Source organism: Lysinibacillus sp. CD3-6 (assembly GCF_006351725.2).
Taxonomy (GTDB): domain Bacteria; phylum Bacillota; class Bacilli; order Bacillales_A; family Planococcaceae; genus Lysinibacillus.
This window is the reverse complement of record NZ_CP085880.1, coordinates 1546990-1568501: the sequence shown is the minus strand read 5'-3', so window position 1 is coordinate 1568501 and position 21512 is coordinate 1546990. Positions and strand designations below refer to the sequence as shown.

Here is a 21512-nt window from a genome sequence, read left to right as displayed (position 1 = left end):
TCAATAGATTAATGTATATAGTGTTGTAGTTTTAGTTCTAATTTCTTTTTAAAAATAGCCTACGATTTTTCACAAGAACTTGAGCACAATTTTATCGGCGTAAAGATTGGATTTCCGTCTTGCATATAAATTTCCGCATCTATTTCAAAAATTGATTGAAACATTTCTTTACATAATACACAATGTGGTGAATCATCGTAATAGATTTTGCCTTTCTTTAATACAATCAGACGTTCGCTATTTTGTGCGGCTTGGTTAATATCATGTAACACCATTATAACGGTCATATTGTATTTTTGATTTAACTCTTTTACAAGCTCCATCACTTCTAATTGGTGTGCAATATCTAGATATGTTGTTGGTTCATCTAGAAGCAACACTTTGGGATGCTGTGCTACAGTCATTGCGATCCAAGCACGTTGACGCTCACCCCCAGACATCGAAGGTAGTACCCGATTTTGTAAGTCTTTCAGTCTAGTTACGTCAATCGCCCAATCAACAATTTCTTTATCCTCTTTTGACAGGACCGTCTTTCCTCCGCTATGTGGATGACGCCCAAACTCTACTAACTCACGCACAGTTAAATCTAATTGATGATTATTCATTTGCGGAAGCATTGTTAGTGTTTTAGCTACCTCTTTAGACTTCATTTCATGAATATTACGCTCATTTAAAAAAACTGTCCCACTATTCGGTTTTAAAAGACGTGATATTACTCGTAATAATGTTGATTTCCCCGAGCCATTCGGACCTATTAAACTTACAACTTCCCCTTCATTAATTTTCAGGTTAATATCATTTAATCGAAATTGAGTGAACTCATGTTGATACTGTATGTGCTCAGTTCGTAGCAATGGAATTCCCCTTTCTATGAATTAAATAAAGGAAATACGGTCCACCAACGAATGCTAGCAAAATGCCTACAGGAAACTCAATAGGATCAAATACGGTTCTCGCTATTGTATCAGCAAACACAACAAGTAAGCCACCAGCCAACGCGGAAGTAGGTAGTAAATATTTATGATCTCCACCAATAATTAGTCGCAAAATATGTGGTACAACTAAACCTACAAACCCAATTAAACCAGCAACACTTACTGCAATTCCCGCCAATAACGTACTTAAGGCAATTAAAAAGAATCGACTGCGTTCTACATTGTGCCCTAAAAGGCTTGCCATTTCATCTCCTAAACGCATGATACGAATATGTTTAATTGCATAAATTGAAAATATAAGTGCTACAAGAACATAGTAAATAATCATTTTAAATTGCACCCAACCAACACCTGTCAAGCCACCCGACAACCATGGTAGGACAGATTGTACACGATCGCTATACAAAATCATAAGTGCATTTGTTCCTGCACCACAAAGTGCATTAATGGCTACACCCACTAAAATTATTCGCATTGGGGATGTACCACCCTTTTTCACCGATAAAGAATACACAATCATTGCGGCGACAAAAGCGCCTAAAAAGGCTGCAATAGGTAAATATATGATATAGCCAGGAAAAACAACCATTACAGCCACCGCCATAATGCCCGCGCCGGATGTAATTCCTATAACCCCGGGATCAGCTAATGGATTTTGCATAACACCTTGTAAAATCGAACCTGCAATAGCCAAACAAACGCCTACTATCATACCTGTTAGTATACGGGGCATACGGATTTCCCACACAATTCGCCGTGCCATTGTATCTTCTGAGCTAATAATTCCATTAAACACTTCACTTACTGAAAACGAAACTTGGCCAATCATAAGGCTACCGACACTCACTATGACCAAAAGTATTGGTAACAAAATTAACGCCATTCTTCGTTTTTTAGCAAGCGGGTGTGCATATTTTTCCTCTTCTATTATCATCGTTATACCCCGCTATAAAAGAATTATTTCACAGCTTCTTCAGCTGTCTTTAAAACTTCTCGCATATAATCAATGGCTTCAACAACCTGTGTACCAGGATTGTCAAACAGCTCTGCTGGTAAAATGATAATCTGATTATTTTTTACTGCATCTAAATTTTTCCACGCTGCATTTTCTTTCAATTGTTTTTCAAACCCTTCTTTTACTGTCGCTGGATTTGAATGCGTAATCAGCATAATTACTTTTGGGTTACGTTCCACAATTTTTTCAACACTTAAAGTCGCGTAGCTGGGAAACTTTTCTGTAGCTGGTAAATCGGCTGCGATATTTTTACCTCCAGCTTTCTTTAAGATATCCCCGTATAACGAATTATCTAGTGCTGCTAAATATGTACCTGGTGCTCCATAAACAATGAGGGCATCTAACGTTGATTCTGTAGCGCCTTGTGCAATTTTCTCATCAATTTGTGCAACTAACTCATTGGCTTTTGCCGTGTTATTAAATAATTCACCATACTGAGTAATTGTTTTTTTAATATCATCTACTGAATTCATGTTCAAGTAGACAATTTTCGTACCAGTAGCCTCTACCGTTGTAGCGAACTGCTGGAAGCTTGGTGGGACAATAAGTATTTCCGCATTTAATGCAGCAATCTGCTCAAATGACGGTTCATGTGGGTTACCTATTTCTTGAATAGCTTTTACGTCCTCCTTCATTTCTGTTGTAATCGTAGGTCGTCCAGTAACATTTGCTCCTAGCGCAAGCAAAATGTCCATCATTCCTGGATTTAACGTTGCGACTGATCTCGGTGTTGCTTCAAACTCAAGCTTATTTCCAAGGTCATCTATGAATGTTACTGCCTCTCCTGATTCAACTTGTTGTTCCATTTCTACTTTATCTTTGGAAGAATCCGTCTCCGCTTGTTTACTTTCTTCTCCACATGCAGCTAATGATAATGCCAACGCACCTACTAATAGAAATTTAAACTTCTTCATGTTAACTACCAACCTTTTCTTTTTATTTAAAAATTGAAATGAAATTGATAATCATTCTCATACCATTGTTTATGATTCTATTTTAAATAAAAAAAATTGTCAACAAACGTTTTTAATGTTGTTTTTTTAAATTTTTTATTGCATAGCCAATTAATGTATGTTTTAATTGATAATGAAAATCAATATCAATTAAAACTGTTATAAAGGGGTCATGAATATGATTACAGTTACTAACCGCTTTTTAGTAAAAAAAGGCTTTGCAAATAAAATGGCACCATTGTTTATATCTGATAAAAACTTATTGAACTGGGAAGGCTTTAATAAAGTTGAAGTGAACATTTGCTCAGAACCAGAAGATCATGATGAAATGAACGTTATGATGTTCTGGGATACGGTTGAGCAATTCAAGGCTTGGCGTGATTCTGATGACTTTAAAAATTTACACCGACGTGAAGCTATCGGGAACAAAGAAAACAGTGAGGCATCCCCAATAATAGGTAATCGGGTTGTGATTTCTGAAATTGCTGCTACATTAATAAAGTAATTTCATATAGGAATCTTAAAAGGCTCTACTAATCTTAGTAATTAACAGTACGCTATTCGTAAAAATACAAGAATATAAACTTTACGTTCTCAGACGCTTTTTCATTGAGTTACAGGTTAAACTTCTAACTCAATCCGTTTAAGAACGCTTTTAAATTTCTCTTTTCTAACGACCCACAATAAACTATTGTGGGTTCTTCTTCAAAGTCATTAGTTTTAAAAGCCATGTAAAGTAGGCATTTTTTACTTTTGATAGCATCCTTTTGGCCAAATTTTATATTTAGAACGCTGCCCCTTCTCAGTTAAACATATACAATTAATAACTCATAAATTACTAAAAAACGACGAGCTTGCATTAATAATAGTTGGCTGTTTAATAGTTTAAAAAATGCAATTCAAGTTAAATTTGAATTGCATTTTTTTATTAGAGAAGGATTCTATAGCGATAGCGGAACTACTTAACTGCTAAGAAGCGTAGTCACCACATCCAACTTTAGAAAAAGCTTAAGGGATAGTAATAGTACCTTACTTACTTAAATTATTAATCAATTAAATTGACGTATTCTAATGAGCGTTTTAAAATTTTTGCCATTTGAGCACGTGTTAAATTACTTTGTGGGTTTAAATAACCATTAGATCCCGTCATAATATCTAGTGCTTGCAGTTCTGAAACTGCTTGTTTAGCGTAGTCAAATACTTTATTAGCATCTTTATACGTTAAAGCACTTTCATCAACTGTTACTTTATATCCTTTATATTCCAGCATACGTAATATCATTGCAGCTGCTTGCTGACGTGTAATATTTGCTGTTGGGTTAAATGTCGTTGCATTGACACCTGTTACAATACCGACCTCTGCCAGTGCTTGTACCTCATGTTCATACCACTGACCTTTAACGTCCTTAAAAGCAGTAGCTTTAGCTGATTGAATATTTAAAGCTCTAGCAATCATCACTGCAAATTGTGCACGCGAGATATTTTTATTTGGGCTAAATGTTGTGGCTGTTGTACCTGTTGTAATGCCAGCTGCATATAAAGCTAAAATTTCATCCTTACTGAATACATTATCGATATCTACAAAAGGATTTTTGATAGTAGTATTAGGGTTATTAGGGTTATTTGTTTCTTCATCTAAAGCTGGCACATCAAAAGTAAAGAATAATGTGTACGCCCCATAACCTAAACTGCCTGAATCAATAAATATTTTCGTAATTCCATTGCTATCTTGAACTAATGGTAAACGAACAACTCGTACTTGATCCATTTTCTCACCAGTAGAACTAACCACTTCGATATTTTGTTGTTTACCATTTTCATCAATATATGCAAGTGTTTCAAAACCATACGCTTTACCAACTAGCGTCATTTCAATATAACGTTTACCGTCTATCGTCACTAGTTCAGCTTTCGTAAAGTATGGTGCTAAATAGTTTGTAATAAAATCAGCCATATTTCCGTTTGGATCAGCCACCATTTTATACGTAATTGACTGTCGATTATTCTTTTCAATTGTATTTGTATTTGTCGTCGTTGCTGTGATATTTGAAGAAATTGTCTTATCCTTCGTTACGGCCTCAAAAACAAGATTATCCAGTGTATCCGCTTCAAATGAAAGTGTTGTTGTTTTTGCAATTGCAACTGGTACTAATGAAGCTACTTGATTTGACCATTTCGCAAGTTCTTTACCATTCTGTTTAACAATAAAATTTTGTAAGTTATTTTCAATATTTAATGAAAGCGTAACCTTATATTTGTTATTTTCAAATACTGTTTTTGCTTTTTGTAGGAATACAGCTATCTCTTTTGCATTGTTAGCAAATTCAAATTTAGCTATCCCCTCTTGACTAAAGTTCCCAGTAGTACCTGTGTTTGTTCCGTTATTAGTCGAACTACCATTTGTAGAATTACCATTTGTTGAACCACTATTAGATGAACCACCTGTACTTGGGAATGATGTACTATCATTAATCTTTGAAAGTGACGCTTCATCAAATTTCAAAAGAACATTATAGTCATGATGATAGTTAAGATCGGCAATATCTACTTTTACCCACGCATTTTGAAGCGCAGTTAGACTTGATACTGTAAATTGCACTACGCGTATATCATTTGAATCGCTAATCGTACTAGGTGTTGCACCATTCACTGAAAATCCAGTAATCCATGAACTATTTTTTAATGTTAATTGAACCTGGTAAGAGGAACCATTTTTCACGACATATGCTTGATTATCTACATATGTGTTCATAATAGAACTACCAGTACCTGATTCATTTAAAAACGTAAAGTTTACTGTATACAGCCCATTAGTTGATTGTTCATTGTTTTCAGTGTTAGAATTGTTATTGCCACCGGTATTTGAATTATTATTGTTCTCCCCAGAACCTGATTCACTGCCGTTGGTATTTTCTTCTGAACTATTATCCTCTTGTTTAGCAATTTCACCTGTTAATAGTACTTTTTCAACTGTCGTACCCATTGTCGAAGCAGACCCATTTCGCTCAGTTGTTAACGTGAATGCTAAATTCTCTAACGAATCAACTGTAAATTTAATTACACTTTTCGTGCTTCCTGCTGCCCATTCTGCAACTGTTTTATTTCCTTGTTTTACAGAAAAGCCCTTCGTCGTATCATTTACAACTAAATTCATTGTTACAGCAATTTTATTGTCTGTTGTTTTTGTTGCATATGCTTGACCTAAAAGTGATGCGATTATTGTATGAGCTGGTGCACCAGCGCTGACAGGCGTTAGTCCAAAATCAATCACTTGATTGTTCGAGTTAAAATGCTCTGGTAAATAAACAATAGTTTCTTTTACGGGTTTAAAATCAAATGTAAAAGGCGTTGCTGGATATTTGTCACCTGACATAATGACTGTTGCTTTTAAATCAGCATCTAACTTTACTTTGATAACACGTACTAATGAGTTACCTTCTCCTTCAGAGCTTGCGATTTCTACGTCTTCCCCATTTTCACTGCCTACTTTTAGTGTCGTAAATGCATATGTGTGACCTGTTAGTTTAATATATGCATATTTTTCTAACCCAGCAGTAGCTAAATCAGCATAGTTAATATAGCTTTTAAAATAAGTATCGTATGTCTTATTATTTGTTAAAAATGTGAAAGGAACGTTCTTTGTGATAACTTCTTCTGTGTTATCCCCTGGCTGTTCTGGTTGTCCTGGTTGTTCTGGTTGTCCTGGTTGTCCTGGTTGTTCTGGTGCTTCTTCACACACACGATTAACTTCCGTAACATCGGCAACTTTTAAATATACAATATAGTCATGATCATAATTTATCATCGGAATGTAAACATCGACCCATGCTTTTATTGTTTGCTCAAATTGGTCAACTACGAATGTGTAAATATCGTTACCATTACTATCTGTTGTTTTATTAATCGCTGCTTTTAATTCGCCACTTGATTCAACTTTAAAGTCCTGATACCAAGTTGTATTTGCTTGTGGCACCGTAATGTCTATTGTATATAGACCATTTTCTTGTTTAACAGTAGCTTCTTTTTGAACATAGCTATTCATCATTGAATCTGCTGTTTGTTGTTCATTAAGAATTTTGATATTTGCTGAATAGTTAACTGCACAACTTGGTACGGTATTTTCTTCCGCCCTTACTTCCATTCCAAAGCTCGGTAATATTGCACCTAACATCAGCACTACCATAGCTACATATTGCAAAAATTTCTTCAATACACTGACCTCCTGATTTTTCCAAATATTTTGACCTACCTTTGTTGTTTCTACCTCCTTTGTATTAAAAGATTTTTCTAATACTATCCCTTAACTCGAATAATTTTCATATCAATTAAAATTCATAAAAAAACATCTATTTATTACATGGATGTTTGATAGTATACTACTCTTTTAATTGATTATGATTCTCATTCTCATTTATTATAACCCACATACTATTATTGTCAAGAAAGTGCATATATGTTATGAGATAACTTTTTTGTTAATATTCTAAAAAAGTAAGGTCAAAGGAAAATATTAAGAGATGCACAATGTAGCTTATTAAGTAATTCATAATATGATATGTCTAAAAAACCCCTAAATTCTTACTGGCATCATATACGTACCAACACTTTCATGCTTTTGAATAATGACTTCTACACCATATACTTCTTTCATACGTTCCGCTGTTACTGTTTCTATAGGTGTGCCTTCATATAAAATTTTTCCGTCTTTCATCAAAATTATATGGTCACTATATTTTATTGCTTGATTAATATCATGCAACACCATGACAATTGTTAACGAATTTTCTTTGTTTAATTTCTTCACTAGCTCCATTAATTCGATTTGATAAAAAATATCTAAATATGTTGTTGGCTCATCTAAACATAGAATGGATGATTTTTGAGCAAGTGCCATTGCAATCCAAACACGCTGACGTTCACCACCTGACAAGGCATCCAATTTACTCGTACGTTTTTGTGTTAAATTGGTTGCTGCCAATGCCCAATTTACTGCCGCCTCATCCTCTTCCACATTTTTTTTCATCATTTGTTGATGAGGTACACGTCCATAAGCAACTAGTTTTTCAATTGTAATATCTTGCGGCACGATGTTTTGTTGATAAACAATCGCTAGTTTTTTCGCAAATTCCTTTGCCTTGTACGTCATAATATCTTTCTGTTCTAACGTTACTGATCCTTTTTGTGGCATATTATTACGGGAGATAACACTTAGTAATGTGGATTTCCCACAACCATTCGGGCCAATAATCGTGGTAATTTTTCCTTTTTCAATTGTTGTTGTAACTCCATCTAAATGATTTTTCTTCTGATCATAAGATAGTTCGATTTGAGATACTTTCAATGCACTCACCTCCCTTTACTTATCTTTTCGGATTAAGAATATTAAGAACGGCCCACCGATTATGGCCATTATTGTTGATGCTGGTACTTCTAACGGTGCAACCACTATTCTGCCTAACGTATCAGCAGTCAAAATCAGTAATGCACCAGCTATTGCTGAAAATGGAATTAACCATTTATGGTCGGAACCTACTAATCTTCTTGAAATATGCGGAATTAATAACCCAACAAATGCAATAACACCTGCTGTAGCAGTTGAAATTGCCGCTAGTAATACCGCTATTGCTGCAATAATTAATCGTGCACGTGTCACATTAAAGCCTAAGCTCTTTGCTGTTTTGTCTTGTAAAGCCAATAAATTACACCACGAAGCTATTAGTAGGGAGGCGAGTAAGCCGATAACACCATAAAATGAAATTAAACGTACATCACTCCAAGTTCGCATTGACAAATTAGAGCTCCCTGCTCCACCAACCATTATATTCATGTAGCTACATAGCGTAACAAACGCTTCTGTTAGACCAGTAAACATCGCATTAATCGCAATACCTACTAAAATAATTTTCAAAGGATTTAAGCCTGATTTCCACGACAACATAAATACTAAAAAGCAAGCAAATGCTCCACCAAAAAAAGCCAATATTGGTGTGAAGAAAAACGTCATTGGGAATAATGTAATGACTAATAATTGTACAAATGACGCCCCTGCCGAAATACCGATTACACCTGCATCAGCTAATGGATTACGCATCACTGCCTGCAATAATACCCCAGCAACTGATAAGCCTGCTCCTGCAAAAATTGCGACGATAATCCGTGGAAACCGTAAATCTTTAATAACTGCGTAATTTGAATTTTCTTCACCAAATATGGCTCTAATAAATTCCGCAATCTCCATTTTAATAGAGCCTGTGATTGCAGAATATATAATTACAACTAAAAGCAATATGCTTACAACTATAAAACTACTAATTTTTTTATTCATCTGAGTCCTCTACATTTCTCATTATGGATACATAATGTTAATCAGTTCTTCAAGTGCTTGAGGTACTGCAAGCGTTGCTGTTGTTCCAAATAAAGGTTCCTCTAAATCATATACACGTCCGTTTTTCACTGCATCAAAATGCTTCCATATATCATTTGTAGCAAATTCCTCATTAAACATTTCCACAACTTGATCGGGCAATCCATGTGCCAGACGAATAATAATATCTGGATTACTTTGTTGTAAAAACTCCGTATTAGACGGTAAATACTCAGGTTCTTGCCCGCTCATGACATTTTGACCTCCAGCCATTCTCACTAGGTCCCCAATATACGAATTTTCTGTTGCCACCAAATAGCTACCTGGAATACCAAGTAAAATTAAAACTTTAGGGGATTCTTTTGATTCTATTTGCATTCGAAGGGCCGCAATCTTTCCTTCCAGCTCTGATACTAACTTTGTTGCCACATCACTCCGATTATACTTTTTCCCTATTTCTAAAATGGCAGCTTTCATATTATCAATGCTCTGTAAATTTACATAGGAGGCATTAATACCAACCTCATCAAATATCTTTTTTAAATCTGTCTCCAACGTGGTTACTGAAAAGACCTCTGTTGGATTCAAAGATTTTACAATTTCCATATCCGGTGACATCGGACTACCAACCTCGGGTAAACCTTCATATCGTTTAGGTAAATCATAAACAGTCGTAGGAACAGCAACGACGTCTAAATTTAGTGCATCTAAAATGTGAGCAACTGCAACTGTCGTTGGAATAATTCGATTTTCATCTTGAGTCGTTGTATTATTTTCTTCTTTATCTTTTTCTACCGTATTTTCTTTTTCCTTATTTGAACTAGTACATGCTGAAAGAACGACAAAAATAATACATAGCGCCACAATATGTAACTTATTAAAATTAACTTTTGTAGCTTTTATCATGGTCATTCACTCCTTTTAAAAAGCACCCTACTCCTACCTTAGCGAAGTAGATGAGGGTGCTTCCGAAATATTTCAATTGATTTCTTCCTTCATTCGTTTTTTAAAATTAAATAAGATAAATCCACTAACACAGAACAATAAAAGTATACCTATTGGAAAAGCATCACTTGTTTGAGGATTTGCTTCTTTTTCTTTTACTGTCGAAGTATTTGTTACTCCAGTATTAGCTTCTTTTTTAGTCGTGTTAGTGTTATTTTGCACTGTTGTAGCTGTTACTGCACTACCATCTTCATTTTTTAAAGACGCTGCATCCCACACAAAATCTACTGTATATTCATGGTGATAATTTAAGTCATCAATATCCACCTTCATCGTAACAGCCGTTTTTGATGTATAAGAAGGTAATGCAAATTGGACAATACGAGTATCCTCTGCCTTATTCTCGCTTACGACTTTATTACCGCCTGTACTCGATGCAAATTTCGTTATCCACGCACTTTTTTTCATCTTCAGTTGTACGACCGAAGTGCCATTTTGAACTATAATTGTCGCAGGCTTTAAAAAATAATCATTTGCAATGGAAGCAGATGAAGAATCTGGTTTATTCACTTGATAATTAATTGTGTATTTCCCATCTGCAAGTGCGGCAGACGCATCTAAATAAGGTGTTACAAAAATTGCTAATAATGCGATTAACATTACTGAAACTAACCTTTTGATAGTAAAACCTCCTTTCAATTGATAATCATTATCAACACTATGTAAATAAAAAGGGATATTAAATAATACCCCTTTTTATTCTGCGTGTTCGACATATTATTTAATGATAATGATAATCATTATCATTATCATTAAATAAATAATAATATGTATAAATTAAATTGTCAATACTAATACAAAATAGATTATTTTTCCTTAATAAATTTATAAGTAAAATCGGATTTCACAATATAACTTACAAGCAAGCAAAAAGTGTATTAATTCTCATAGCTATAAGAAAAAGCGCTGTTACATTTGAATATTGGTTATTAAAAAATTCTTTTTTTATGAAAATTCCTCTTTCTTATTTGCTCCGTAAACTAACGATTGCTGAAAGTGCTTTTCTCCATAACTTTATCATTTTATTAAATTAAAAAATATATAATTACATTCACACACAAAAAAGCGGAACGCTTTATTATCCTCCTCCCCACTACTCATTCTGTTGGCTTTTCCATTTAAACGTAAATTTAATCAAATCACATCCCCTTCTTAATAATACTTATCTGGATTTCCATAAATTATTGACAGTTTACTAACCAATGGTTATTATATAACCATTGGTTAGTAAACGTAGAAAGTAGGTCCTATAATGAAAAGTAAACACGCGGAAAGGTCTGAAGAAACAAAAAAGCAGATAGTCGAATCAGCAGGCAGGTTATTTTCCGAAAAAGGATACGATTCAGTGACAATACGAGCAATTGCGAAGGATGCAGGGTGTTCTCATACAACCATTTATCTTTACTTTAAAGATAAGGAAGAGTTATTACATCAGCTCTCTATGCCTCCTTTGCAAGAGCTACACAAACAATTTCTGTATCTTTCGGACGTAAGTACTTTATCTTCAGAAAGCAAATTAAAACAAATCAGTCTTAAATATATTCACTTTTGCCTACAGAATCGAAATTTGTATGATATTTTCTTCAATGCAAAGTCTACAAGAGTAGATCAAGAGGATCCAAAACTTGAGATTAATAGATTGCGAATTGAAATTTTTGAAATAATGAAAAAAATAATTCAGGAATGTCTTGCTATTTCAAATGAAGAACAATTATTAGCTTTTTCACGTATTTATTACTTCAACCTCAATGGCATTTTAAGCACTTATTCGTATCAACACGAAACGCTTAACGTTCTAATGGAAAGATTAACACCAACTTTTGATCTTGCAATTGAAATTCTTCTTTTAGGCTTTAAAGAAAAATTACAAAGGGGAAATGAAAATGAAAGCTGAAAAAATCTCTGAGCATATTTGGAGCCTAAAATCGTGGATGATTGTTCCGATTCATGTGTGGATAGTCATTGAGGAAGATGGGGTCACTTTAGTAGATGCAGGAATGCCGATGATGGCAAAAGGAATTATCAAATTTATAAAGCAATTGAATGCTGGGCCTTTACGTAGGATTCTGTTAACACATGGCCATTCAGATCATGTAGGTGCAATACAGAAAATATTATTGACTCAAAATAATGTACCTGTATACGCACACGATCTAGAAATACCTTATATGGAAGGTACAGTTCTTTATCCAAAAAGAAAGAAACTTGAATACAACTTGCCTAAACAATTAGCCCAACCTCTCACAAAGAGTGCAAATGGAAAGTTACAAACCATTGCGGGGCTAACACCATATTTAACACCTGGTCATTCTCCAGGACACGTTGTTTACTACCATGAAAACGATAAAGTACTGCTAGCAGGTGACCTTTTCAACTCCAAAAAAGGAAAGCTTCATCCACCAATGTTCACCCCCTATATGGATGAAGTATTACAGAGTAGTTTAATTGTAAAAGAATTAAAACCTGAGCGATTAGAAGTGTGTCATGGAAACACGGTATTTCGCCCTGCAGAACAACTAGCAGAATATATTCAAAAGGCGACAAAAAATTAGAGAGCTAGTATTGGAGAGAAGGAAAATGCCTCGAATTAGAGGCATTTTCCTTCTCTTTGTAGCTAATATTTTGCAGCTTCAGAAGATGGATTTAAAATGTCTTTTATTTGTTCTTCTGTCACATTATAATTGTAAAATTTAGTATAGTAATTTTTTATTTCTTCGGTCATATTATAGTCAAATATTTCTGGATGGTTATGCTGAGCCATCCATTTTAACATTAGTGGTGCATCTCCATTTGGTGGATACCAGCGATAAATACCTAGCGGCACTTTATATACTTGTTTATTTTTTACTGCTTTTAGCTGACTCCAATCTTGGCCATCAATCGTATTATTGAATAAGTCTTCTGGCTGTGTTTCAGTAAAGTTCGTTATATAGATAATATCTGGATCCCAGTTATATATTTGTTCCATATTGACTGCCTTAATACCTTGAACATCCGCTTCTGCAACATCTATACCACCCGTAGCTTTAATCCATCGATTGCCATGCATATTCGAGCCTGCTACCGATATTTCTTTATCGTTATGGTATTGAAGAATCATTACTCGAGGCATATCCTCTTTTTGTACATTGGCTAGTTTATCGTTAATTTCTTGTTGATTCTTTTTGCCTTCTTGAATGATTTGGTCGGGGCGATCTGTTGTCCCTGTGATTTCACCCGTTAATGTTAACCAACGATTTAAAATTTCTAATGGATCATCAGAATCTGCTGTTGCTTGAAGGGCAACTGTCGGAATCCCTGCTTCTTCTAATTTATTAATTGATTTTTCATCCGATGCAATCTCAAAATAGACTTCAGGATTCACTTTCATCAATTCTTCAATATTCACTTCCCCATTTTGAATAAAGGATGTATCTGCTTTCAATATATCAGGTGAAATATCTTTTAATATTGAATGAGACGCTGCATTATAAGAGTTTGGATGCATACCAACGATTTCTTGTGTAGAATTCGTTGCAATATACCATGTTGAGAAATATGGTAGGATGCCCCCTACTACAACACGGTCAGGATTCATTGGGATTGTTACTTTTCGATTTAGCTCGTCCTTAATAATTGCCTCTTCTTTCGTTTCCATTGTTTCATTTGATGCAGATTTATTTGCATTTTCTGACTGATTACAGCCGACTAATAACGCAGAAAGGGCTATAGCTGATAATGGGTATTTCCAATTCATTTGTTTACACTCCTAAAATCTTATATTAGACTTAATTGATAATGATTATCAATATCGTTATATACTCTACAGGATAGTAGTTCTAAGAGTCAACACCTTCTACTAATATTATATTTTTCTATTAATGCCCTCACCTAAAATTTTTTCAACATACCTTTAAAAGGAATATAATGGAGTGAAACATTAGTTGGAAAGAGTAAAAGCCCCCCTGTATGATGCATACATGTCAAAATAATTGACTCTACATCAAACAGAAGGACCCTATTTTTAATTTGTCCTATAGACGACTTAAAAGCTCAAAATCCACTGAGTGAAAAGTAGTTCGCAAATGACAATCCCTGTGCACAATCTGCTACTGCCCATTCGGTTTTCATTTCGATGTAGCTGCTTGAATTTCAAAGAAAGCCCAATGTTCTTTAGGAATATCGATAAAGATTTGTTCCTTTTCTTCAGTTGGTATTGGTCGGTTAAAAATTCGATTTAGTACCTTTACTGCCTGCGCACGTGTTAGATTCTCTTCCGGTCTAAATTGACCGTCGCCTGAGCCAACCATAATGCCCGTTGCGCTTATGCGGTCGATTTCTTTTACTGCCCAATGCGTAGACGCGACATCACTGTACGTTTCGCCATTCACCGCTAGCTGACAGTACGGGTTATCTTTAGGTTCTTCTGCACATTGCTTATCGATCCACCTTACAGCAATAACCGCCATTTGGGCTCTCGTCATCATATCATTCGGTGCAAATGTACGATTCGAACGTCCTTGCATAATTCCTTGTGTCCGAATATACTCAATTTCGTTTTTTGCCCAAGTAGCAGCCGTATCCACATAAAAGAGTTGAGATGCTACTGGTACATCATTATCACTCAAATTTCTTGCCAGCATTGCTGCCATTTGCGCACGTGTGACAAATGCATTCGGACGGAAAGTACCATCTGTGTAGCCTTGTATATATGAAGTAAATGTCCTATCTACCTCTTCTGGTTGTTGTTCTTCTTCCTGCCCTTGTTCTACATATAGTAAAGAGAAAGTTGAAAAATGCTGTACATCGAAGACAATACCTGTTTGTCCTTTCGAAAATTCTACAATACGCCCACGAATTAATTCGACTGTTCCGTTGCTATGCTCTACATATACCTTAATTCGTTCTTGTTGAGCTGATGTTAGGTTTGCGGGTAGAGGCAATAACAATGTCACTGTACGATTTTGAAGGTTTGTGTCAATCGTTACTGGTTGACCGATGAGCTTTACATTCGCCCCATGACTTTGTTGTAAAACTAATTCTGCTTGTTTAGCCCGATCTTCGATAGCTTTTTGAAGTAGTGCATTCTTAATCGGCACAATTCGGAAATAAATATCGTCATTGAAATCATTCATTGACGCAAGCGGAACATCTATGTTGATTATTCCCATATCTATACCAAAATTAGATTTGCCTTCTACTAATCGTTTCGCAGCTTCTCGATCAAGTATGACCTTTGTTTCACTAGCTGGTTGTTCCATATCGGGAATTATAAGTCGAGTTCTCTTTTGTTCTTTGTTCGCTAATTTGCGAAGAAACTCGTTTGCGTTGGCAACAGTAAAATTCACTCTGTCTTGGAAACTACCGTTAATATTTACACGTGTTAATACTGTTTGTATGAGTACCTCATCTGGCATACTTGGGTCTATTACATTCACCATGAATTGATTATTTGGTTCAACAGGGTCTGGACTTGAGGTTGAGGTTCCTCCATCTGCTGGTACATCGTTTTTAGACCATATAGCATACAATAGTAGATTTCCTTTGGCCATTTGAAGCGTTTGTCCAGCTTTATACGTAACACCTTTGCCATCAGCCTTCGTATTCCATCCTACAAATGTATAGCCTGTTTTCCTTAAATTATCGGTATTTCCGAGTACTGTAATTGTTTCGTAACCTTTATACTGCTTAGAGTCTGTTGGCACTTTCCCTCCATCAGCTCCGTTACTGTCATACGTAACGGTGTATGTTGGTATTGCACTCGTCGTAAAACGCCAAGTAGTATTATTCGTAATTCCATCATACATATTTCCAGCTAAATCCTTAAATGCTCCTACATCAATTTGAATACTGTAAACGGTGTTATCGTCCAAATCCACTGTAGGATTTATTGTCACAGTTTCATTAGTGATCGAAACGTTTGCTTGTGAAATACCGATTGTTTCGATAATTTGATTAGTTGAAACATTTCGAATGAGAATGTTTTTACTAGCTACAGGTAAGATTTTTTCATTAAACTTTAACACGAGATTACCTGTAGGCAGCGCATTAGTTGCAAGGTGCGCTGGGTAATAGGTTGTTATTTCAGGAGCCTTTTTATCAAACTCCACCACTGCTCCTGTTGAAATCTCTGTAACCTGTGAGCTATCATTCCCCGCTAAATCTTGAACATCAATTGTAAAGTTAATAGGTCCATCTGTATCTACTGACTTTAGTGTATAGTTTGCTTGCCATGTTTTAGCATCGCCATCACCTTTATCACTTACATTTACTGTTTGTCCTAGAATCGTAACATTTGGTGATTGAATGTCCTCACTTGTCTCAATATCAATTGTAATAATATCGCCCACTTTAGCAACGGCATTGTTGGCATTGGTTGAAGTCATTGTCACCTTCTTTACAGTTGGCTTTATACTATCCACTATGACAAAGCTTCCATCCGTTACGTCCGTTACAGTTGTTGCCGAATTGCCTAGTAAATCTTTAAAGTTAATTGTAAAAGGTGCTGTACCTTCAATATCACCATTGGCTATAACATATGTCGCTTGCCAGTTCTTTGCATTTCCGCTTACAGTAGCTGTTTTTCCTGCAATGGTAACTGTTGGTGTTTGGATATTTTTATTTGTTTTTATTGCTAATATGATAGTGTCGCCTGCCTTAGCTTTTGTCGAATCGAAATTAGTCGATTTGATTGTCACCTCTATAGCTTGTGGCAGCGTTTTATCAATCACAAATGAAATCGTTGAGGTATTACCGGCCCTATCTGTTACAACCAACGTATAACTTCCAATTGACGATACAGTGCTGCCACTTGTAAATGAAGATCCATTCAAGGTAGCCGTTCCTTCATTAAAGCTAATGGTTACATCAGTGTTATAAATACCTCCATTTGTAACCCCTGATATGAATGGAGGCGTTGTATCTACCCCAATTGTATCTGAAAATGCATTCGATATATTACCTGCTGCATCTTTTAGTTGCATATATACGGTTTTACTACCATCCCCGCTTGATAATATCCAACTTTTCGTAGACACTTTTGACTCCCAACTGGACCAAGTAAAACCATCATTTGAAAAGCGCATATCTATCGCTTCTCCTTCTGTATCCGTTGCCGTCATGGTTAAAGTAACATTCGAAGAACTTGTATACGCTGCTCCATTATTAATTAGAATAGTACCTATAGGAGCGTGATTTTTAGTAATCTGGATAGTAAACTCCTTATCAGACGAGTTGCCTGCCTGATCCGTTACGCTTATCGTAATCCTATAACTATTTTTCGTATCATAAGTAAAAAGCGCATTTGTCTTTAATACATTGCCATCAATCGTAAAGAAATTTGTATCTCCAGACTTTAATGCATACCTGAATGTTTGTGCACTTCCTGAATCTGTTGCTGTCAATGTCCCTATAGGTGTCCCTATAGGCGCCTTTTCTTGGACTATCGTATTAGTAAGGTCAATATTAGTAGGCGGTGTAGCATCATAGAATATTTGTAATTCATTGGATGCTTTATTGAATGTACCACTACTGTTCGTCACAACCTTTTCAGGAATTTTAATTTTCACCGTTCCATCAGTAAGAGGTGATATTTGTGCCGTATATGTGGTACCACTTCCTGCCACAGACGTAACATTTCCATTTATTACATTTATATTGGAAGTTGTTAAGCCTGTCACTAGCTCACTGAAAACAATAGTTATAGAAATTGGATTGCTATTTGTTGGATTAGTTTGATTTGATGCTATTGTCACGGTTAGATGTGCATTAACGTTTAAAGTCATCGTATAGCTTGGACTAAAATTTAGACCATCACTTACCATAAATGTAAAAGATGATGCGGTGCTATTGTTGGTAATGTATTTCAATTTACCTGCATCTATGTCAACCTTACTAATCGTCATACCATTTGTAATTGCTTCGACAGCATCAAACTGTTCATTAAGATTGCTATCAACAAAGAGCTGCCCGCTATTTGGGATTGTAACGATTTGTATGGCTTGCATCGTATCTCCAGCATCTTCATCAGAAAATGCAAAAGAAGTACTATTAAATGTATACACTTGACCTTCATTTACATTTACGGTTCCATCACTCGATGTTGGAGGTTTATTTAATCCAACGGTTGTTACCTGTTGCATCGAATAAGCACTTTTATTGCCATCAGCATCTTTGACAATGACATTAAAATAATAGGTTGTATTGGCGGTAAGACCTATAACATTTATGGAAGTAATGTCTTTGGTATAACCGCTTCCTAAAACTGTACCATTCGATTCAATAGTACTAACCGTATCAATATTATTACTACTAGATTGATAGACACGGTACTGTAAATCCCCTTGAGTTGTTAGATCGTCAGATGCTTTAGCCCAGTCCAACTGTACGCCTGTTGCAGTAATATTTGAGGCTGTAATCGCATCATTTGTAACGATTGGTGGATTATTTGGGGTAGGAACATCAATTGTAAATTGAGTAAATGTTAAATCCCATATGCCCGCAGAAATAGTAGGTATATATAGTACATTCGCAGTAATGACAAATGAGTTAATGCCCTCTACATTTATCGGGATATCATAAATAGGGTCATGATTAGCAATTGTTTTAAAGGTTACGGGATTTCCCTTTGGATTTCCGGCTATATCATACCCTTGAATCGATAAGCCGAACACATCGTTTTCCGAATGTGTATATATCGTATCAATCGTTAATGATTTTAAATCGAAGATACCACCAGCAAAACCTTCTCCAGCAGAAATTTTAATTGATTTTGGTGGTGAATGTTCATCTGCATCAATATAATAACCTGCTGGATATGATGAACCATCACTATACTTTAATAAATCAAAACCATCATTACTAGGAATACCACTTACAATAAAGCCATTCGTTGTATCATTTAGCCAGGAAGCTTGCGTTAAATCTTGTGTACACTTTGGAAAATTCGGCGTATTGCAAGTTGCCGCCTCCACTTTTAACGGGGACATTAAGCTTATGCCCGTCAATTGGCTAAAAGTAATTAGCATTACACATAGTGTTATAATTAAAATCTTTTTCCCCATTTTTGTACTCCTTTATAGTTGTCTCACATCCTTCGGTCAATGCAGTCTTAGCTCCTAGAAGGCCACTCTCCAACTAAACAAATAATGAAATTTACTCCCAAATACGGTTGCATATTATTATGTGCTTGACTTCCACCTGCTTGCCCAACCGTTAACGCGTTCATTGTTGTATTCCCTGAAACAGAATAGACAGGGCGAGAACCTCTCCCTTGTTGTTCCGTCCATAATGCTCCTGCTGGCTCAATATTGGTTGTTTGGTCATTGTTGCAAGTAGCGCGATGATTATGACTAGGCATTTGTGTTGTTAATAATGTAACAGTAGCCAAACCTCCAGCTGCGCCTATATTCCTTGTCGTTAATCCTGCACCTGTTCCTTGATGAATCGCTGCCCGTCCATTTAAATTTGGTAAAGCAAAGGTTGTCTTTCCATCTCCTCCATATATGGTTCCTAAAATGGCAAATAAGGCGCTGTTCGACGCAATATTAACTAGCTGACCATTACAAAAAGCCCAGTTTTGAGGTGCAAAATTACCACTAAAAATTCTGATTTCTCCAATATACGCTTCTGACATTTTTTTCACTTCCTTTGTTATTAATTTCTTGGAGGATATATGCCTAATAAAGCAATGCAATAATTTGCCACAATAAAGGGCTGCATATTTTGATGTGATTGCCCATTTCCTGCTGGCGATAACGCTTGTGCATTCATAATCGTATTCAATTGATTAGATGCATACATATTAATATCGGTTGAGCCCCATACATTACCAGTAGCCACTTTCGACGTAGCACTTTCCGAGCTAGCAGTCACAATATGGGTATGTGCTGGCATCTCATTACTTGTTAATGCATGTGTCTCTTGTCCAGCTTTTTGTCCGAGTGCCACACTGTTCCCTACATGAACAGGAACCCTTCCTCGTAAATCAGGTAAGGCAAAAGTTGTCCTTCCATCCCCCCCATAAGTTGTGCCCAATAAGGAAAACAAAGCTTGGTTTGTATTAATTGACAATAATTGCCCGTTACATAATGCCCATCCTCTTGGAACGCGTCCAAAGCTAAATAATCTAATTTCACCTACAAATGGATCCATTTTACATTCCTCCTATTCAAATGATGGGTAATTACCAAAAAGCGCGATGATATAACTAATTGTTAAAAACGGCATCACATTGTCATGCGGTATATTTCCTCCAACACTTGAAACGATTGTTGTATCCAATGTGCCTGTTGGTGGTTGCGTCGAGTATTGCATATTTTTTGCCCATACCGCATTTTTTGGACTAGGTGTTGTGCCTTCTAGTGAAGAAGCATTTACTTGATGCGTATGAGCTGGAAGTTGTGATGCATTTAACGTCACAGACTCTACCCCTCCCATTTGGCCTATTACGTAATTAGTGCCAGTTCCTGGATTCTGTCCTTGGTGTACGATGACCCTACTTTGAAAATTAGGCAAGGCAAACGTCGTCTGTCCATTGCCCCCATACGTAGTACCAATTAGTGTAAATAGCACTTCATTATTAGCAATAGATAATATTTGCCCATTGCACAAACTCCATCCTTCAGGAGCATAATCCCCTGCAAACATGCGAATTTCTCCGATGTATTGTTCCATTACTAACACCATCCTTTAAAATTTTTAACTTAAAACATTCCTTACTGTAAAGATAAATTTAGCTACTCATTAAGCGTGTTTTATACAAAAAATACGCTCCTATATGTAGCGTTGACATCAGCCACATTTCACAACTTCATTTTAACTAAAATAGTATCTCTTGACTTTGATTGATATGTTTGTGTACAGTCACTTCCTTAATAGAATCAAAATTTAAAATGTACCTATAAGTAAATGAGTGCTGTAAAATATGTGATTGTCATCACCAATACAAAAAGTATGATTAAATTTCCTTTCAAAAAGTACACTCAAATTAAAAATACTAAAGAAAGATACCGAATAATACTGACAAATGTTAATGGTTTGAGAATTAACAATTTTAAAAATACCCTTCATTATCTATAGGAGGTTCTATCTTCTTTCATTAATAAGAAAAATACAAAAAAGAAGGATTTCCCGCTTTGCCTGGGATTCCTACTAGTAGGTTTCTCGAAAAAATATCAGCAATAGATGTATCAAGAGAGATCAAAGTACCTTTGTAAATTTCAATACTACATTAAAAAAACCAAGTACCCATATTTCATGAG

The 21512-nt window shown here is 35.6% G+C and carries 16 protein-coding genes; 3 read left to right on the top strand and 13 right to left on the bottom strand.

The window, feature by feature from the left end; genetic code table 11:
• Positions 1-59: 59 nt before the first annotated feature.
• From FH508_RS07420 to FH508_RS07410, 3 genes are read right to left on the bottom strand one after another with little or no spacing between them, the layout of a single operon-like run.
• Positions 60-854 carry an ABC transporter ATP-binding protein gene (locus FH508_RS07420; protein ID WP_173478374.1) on the bottom strand — a complete coding sequence of 265 codons (795 nt, stop codon included), beginning with the start codon at positions 852-854 and terminating at the stop codon, positions 60-62.
• Entirely contained in the window at positions 841-1869 is a 1029-nt protein-coding gene (locus FH508_RS07415) for a FecCD family ABC transporter permease (RefSeq protein WP_173478373.1), read from the bottom strand. Before FH508_RS07415 ends, FH508_RS07420 begins: the two co-directional genes overlap by 14 nt.
• Positions 1870-1892: 23 nt before the next feature.
• On the bottom strand, positions 1893-2864 hold the full coding sequence (locus FH508_RS07410) for an ABC transporter substrate-binding protein (protein ID WP_173478372.1): 972 nt from the start codon (positions 2862-2864) through the stop codon (positions 1893-1895).
• Positions 2865-3081: 217 nt separating this feature from the next.
• Between FH508_RS07410 and FH508_RS07405 the strand changes: the two genes are divergently transcribed.
• Complete coding sequence (locus FH508_RS07405; RefSeq protein ID WP_173478371.1) at positions 3082-3408, top strand: antibiotic biosynthesis monooxygenase; 327 nt, start codon at positions 3082-3084, stop codon at positions 3406-3408.
• 540 nt (positions 3409-3948) lie between these two features.
• On the opposite strand, the gene FH508_RS07400 is transcribed toward FH508_RS07405, so the two are convergent.
• The 5 genes from FH508_RS07400 to isdC form a co-directional block, all read right to left on the bottom strand.
• Positions 3949-7113 carry an NEAT domain-containing protein gene (locus FH508_RS07400; protein ID WP_173478370.1) on the bottom strand — a complete coding sequence of 1055 codons (3165 nt, stop codon included), beginning with the start codon at positions 7111-7113 and terminating at the stop codon, positions 3949-3951.
• Positions 7114-7473: 360 nt separating this feature from the next.
• Complete coding sequence (locus FH508_RS07395; RefSeq protein ID WP_173478369.1) at positions 7474-8244, bottom strand: ABC transporter ATP-binding protein; 771 nt, start codon at positions 8242-8244, stop codon at positions 7474-7476.
• Between the two features lie 15 nt (positions 8245-8259).
• Entirely contained in the window at positions 8260-9228 is a 969-nt protein-coding gene (locus tag FH508_RS07390) for a FecCD family ABC transporter permease (RefSeq protein ID WP_173478368.1), read from the bottom strand.
• A 21-nt stretch (positions 9229-9249) separates the two neighbouring features.
• Positions 9250-10173 carry a heme ABC transporter substrate-binding protein IsdE gene (gene isdE, locus FH508_RS07385; RefSeq protein ID WP_173478367.1) on the bottom strand — a complete coding sequence of 308 codons (924 nt, stop codon included), beginning with the start codon at positions 10171-10173 and terminating at the stop codon, positions 9250-9252.
• Positions 10174-10245: 72 nt separating this feature from the next.
• Positions 10246-10872 (bottom strand): heme uptake protein IsdC, encoded by a 627-nt coding sequence (isdC, locus tag FH508_RS07380; protein ID WP_173478366.1) that lies wholly within the window; start codon positions 10870-10872, stop codon positions 10246-10248.
• 652 nt (positions 10873-11524) lie between these two features.
• Here isdC and FH508_RS07375 point away from each other — a divergent pair.
• Both FH508_RS07375 and FH508_RS07370 read left to right on the top strand, forming a co-directional pair.
• Positions 11525-12166 (top strand): TetR/AcrR family transcriptional regulator, encoded by a 642-nt coding sequence (locus FH508_RS07375; protein WP_173478365.1) that lies wholly within the window; start codon positions 11525-11527, stop codon positions 12164-12166.
• Positions 12156-12824, top strand: a complete 669-nt coding sequence (locus tag FH508_RS07370) for an MBL fold metallo-hydrolase (protein WP_173478364.1) — start codon at positions 12156-12158, stop codon at positions 12822-12824. The genes FH508_RS07375 and FH508_RS07370 overlap by 11 nt, the downstream gene beginning before the upstream one ends.
• 62 nt (positions 12825-12886) lie before the next feature.
• Here the strand turns inward: FH508_RS07370 and FH508_RS07365 are convergent, their stop codons facing one another.
• From FH508_RS07365 to FH508_RS07345, 5 genes are all read right to left on the bottom strand, one after another.
• Positions 12887-14008 (bottom strand): ABC transporter substrate-binding protein, encoded by a 1122-nt coding sequence (locus tag FH508_RS07365; protein ID WP_173478363.1) that lies wholly within the window; start codon positions 14006-14008, stop codon positions 12887-12889.
• A 370-nt stretch (positions 14009-14378) separates the two neighbouring features.
• A complete protein-coding gene (locus FH508_RS07360; protein ID WP_173478362.1) occupies positions 14379-19313 on the bottom strand; it encodes an S-layer homology domain-containing protein in 4935 nt (1644 codons plus the stop codon).
• Positions 19314-19360: 47 nt separating this feature from the next.
• Positions 19361-19885, bottom strand: coding sequence for a phage tail protein (locus FH508_RS07355; protein WP_173478361.1), 525 nt, complete (start codon positions 19883-19885; stop codon positions 19361-19363).
• A gap of 20 nt (positions 19886-19905) precedes the next feature.
• Entirely contained in the window at positions 19906-20403 is a 498-nt protein-coding gene (locus FH508_RS07350) for a phage tail protein (protein ID WP_173478360.1), read from the bottom strand.
• Between the two features lie 12 nt (positions 20404-20415).
• Positions 20416-20925 (bottom strand): phage tail protein, encoded by a 510-nt coding sequence (locus FH508_RS07345; RefSeq protein WP_173478359.1) that lies wholly within the window; start codon positions 20923-20925, stop codon positions 20416-20418.
• Positions 20926-21512 lie beyond the last annotated feature (587 nt).

Bases quoted from the DNA above. Each gene is read 5' to 3' on its own strand.
- FH508_RS07355 (WP_173478361.1), bottom strand. From the start codon at position 19,885: ATGTCAGAAGCGTATATTGGAGAAATCAGAATTTTTAGTGGTAATTTT.
- FH508_RS07390 (WP_173478368.1), bottom strand. From the start codon at position 9,228: ATGAATAAAAAAATTAGTAGTTTTATAGTTGTAAGCATATTGCTTTTA.
- isdC (WP_173478366.1), bottom strand. From the start codon at position 10,872: ATGTTAATCGCATTATTAGCAATTTTTGTAACACCTTATTTAGATGCG.
- FH508_RS07415 (WP_173478373.1), bottom strand. From the start codon at position 1,869: ATGATAATAGAAGAGGAAAAATATGCACACCCGCTTGCTAAAAAACGA.
- FH508_RS07370 (WP_173478364.1), top strand. From the start codon at position 12,156: ATGAAAGCTGAAAAAATCTCTGAGCATATTTGGAGCCTAAAATCGTGG.
- FH508_RS07375 (WP_173478365.1), top strand. From the start codon at position 11,525: ATGAAAAGTAAACACGCGGAAAGGTCTGAAGAAACAAAAAAGCAGATA.
- FH508_RS07405 (WP_173478371.1), top strand. From the start codon at position 3,082: ATGATTACAGTTACTAACCGCTTTTTAGTAAAAAAAGGCTTTGCAAAT.
- FH508_RS07350 (WP_173478360.1), bottom strand. From the start codon at position 20,403: ATGGATCCATTTGTAGGTGAAATTAGATTATTTAGCTTTGGACGCGTT.
- FH508_RS07360 (WP_173478362.1), bottom strand. From the start codon at position 19,313: ATGGGGAAAAAGATTTTAATTATAACACTATGTGTAATGCTAATTACT.
- FH508_RS07345 (WP_173478359.1), bottom strand. From the start codon at position 20,925: ATGGAACAATACATCGGAGAAATTCGCATGTTTGCAGGGGATTATGCT.
- FH508_RS07410 (WP_173478372.1), bottom strand. From the start codon at position 2,864: ATGAAGAAGTTTAAATTTCTATTAGTAGGTGCGTTGGCATTATCATTA.
- FH508_RS07365 (WP_173478363.1), bottom strand. From the start codon at position 14,008: ATGAATTGGAAATACCCATTATCAGCTATAGCCCTTTCTGCGTTATTA.
- isdE (WP_173478367.1), bottom strand. From the start codon at position 10,173: ATGATAAAAGCTACAAAAGTTAATTTTAATAAGTTACATATTGTGGCG.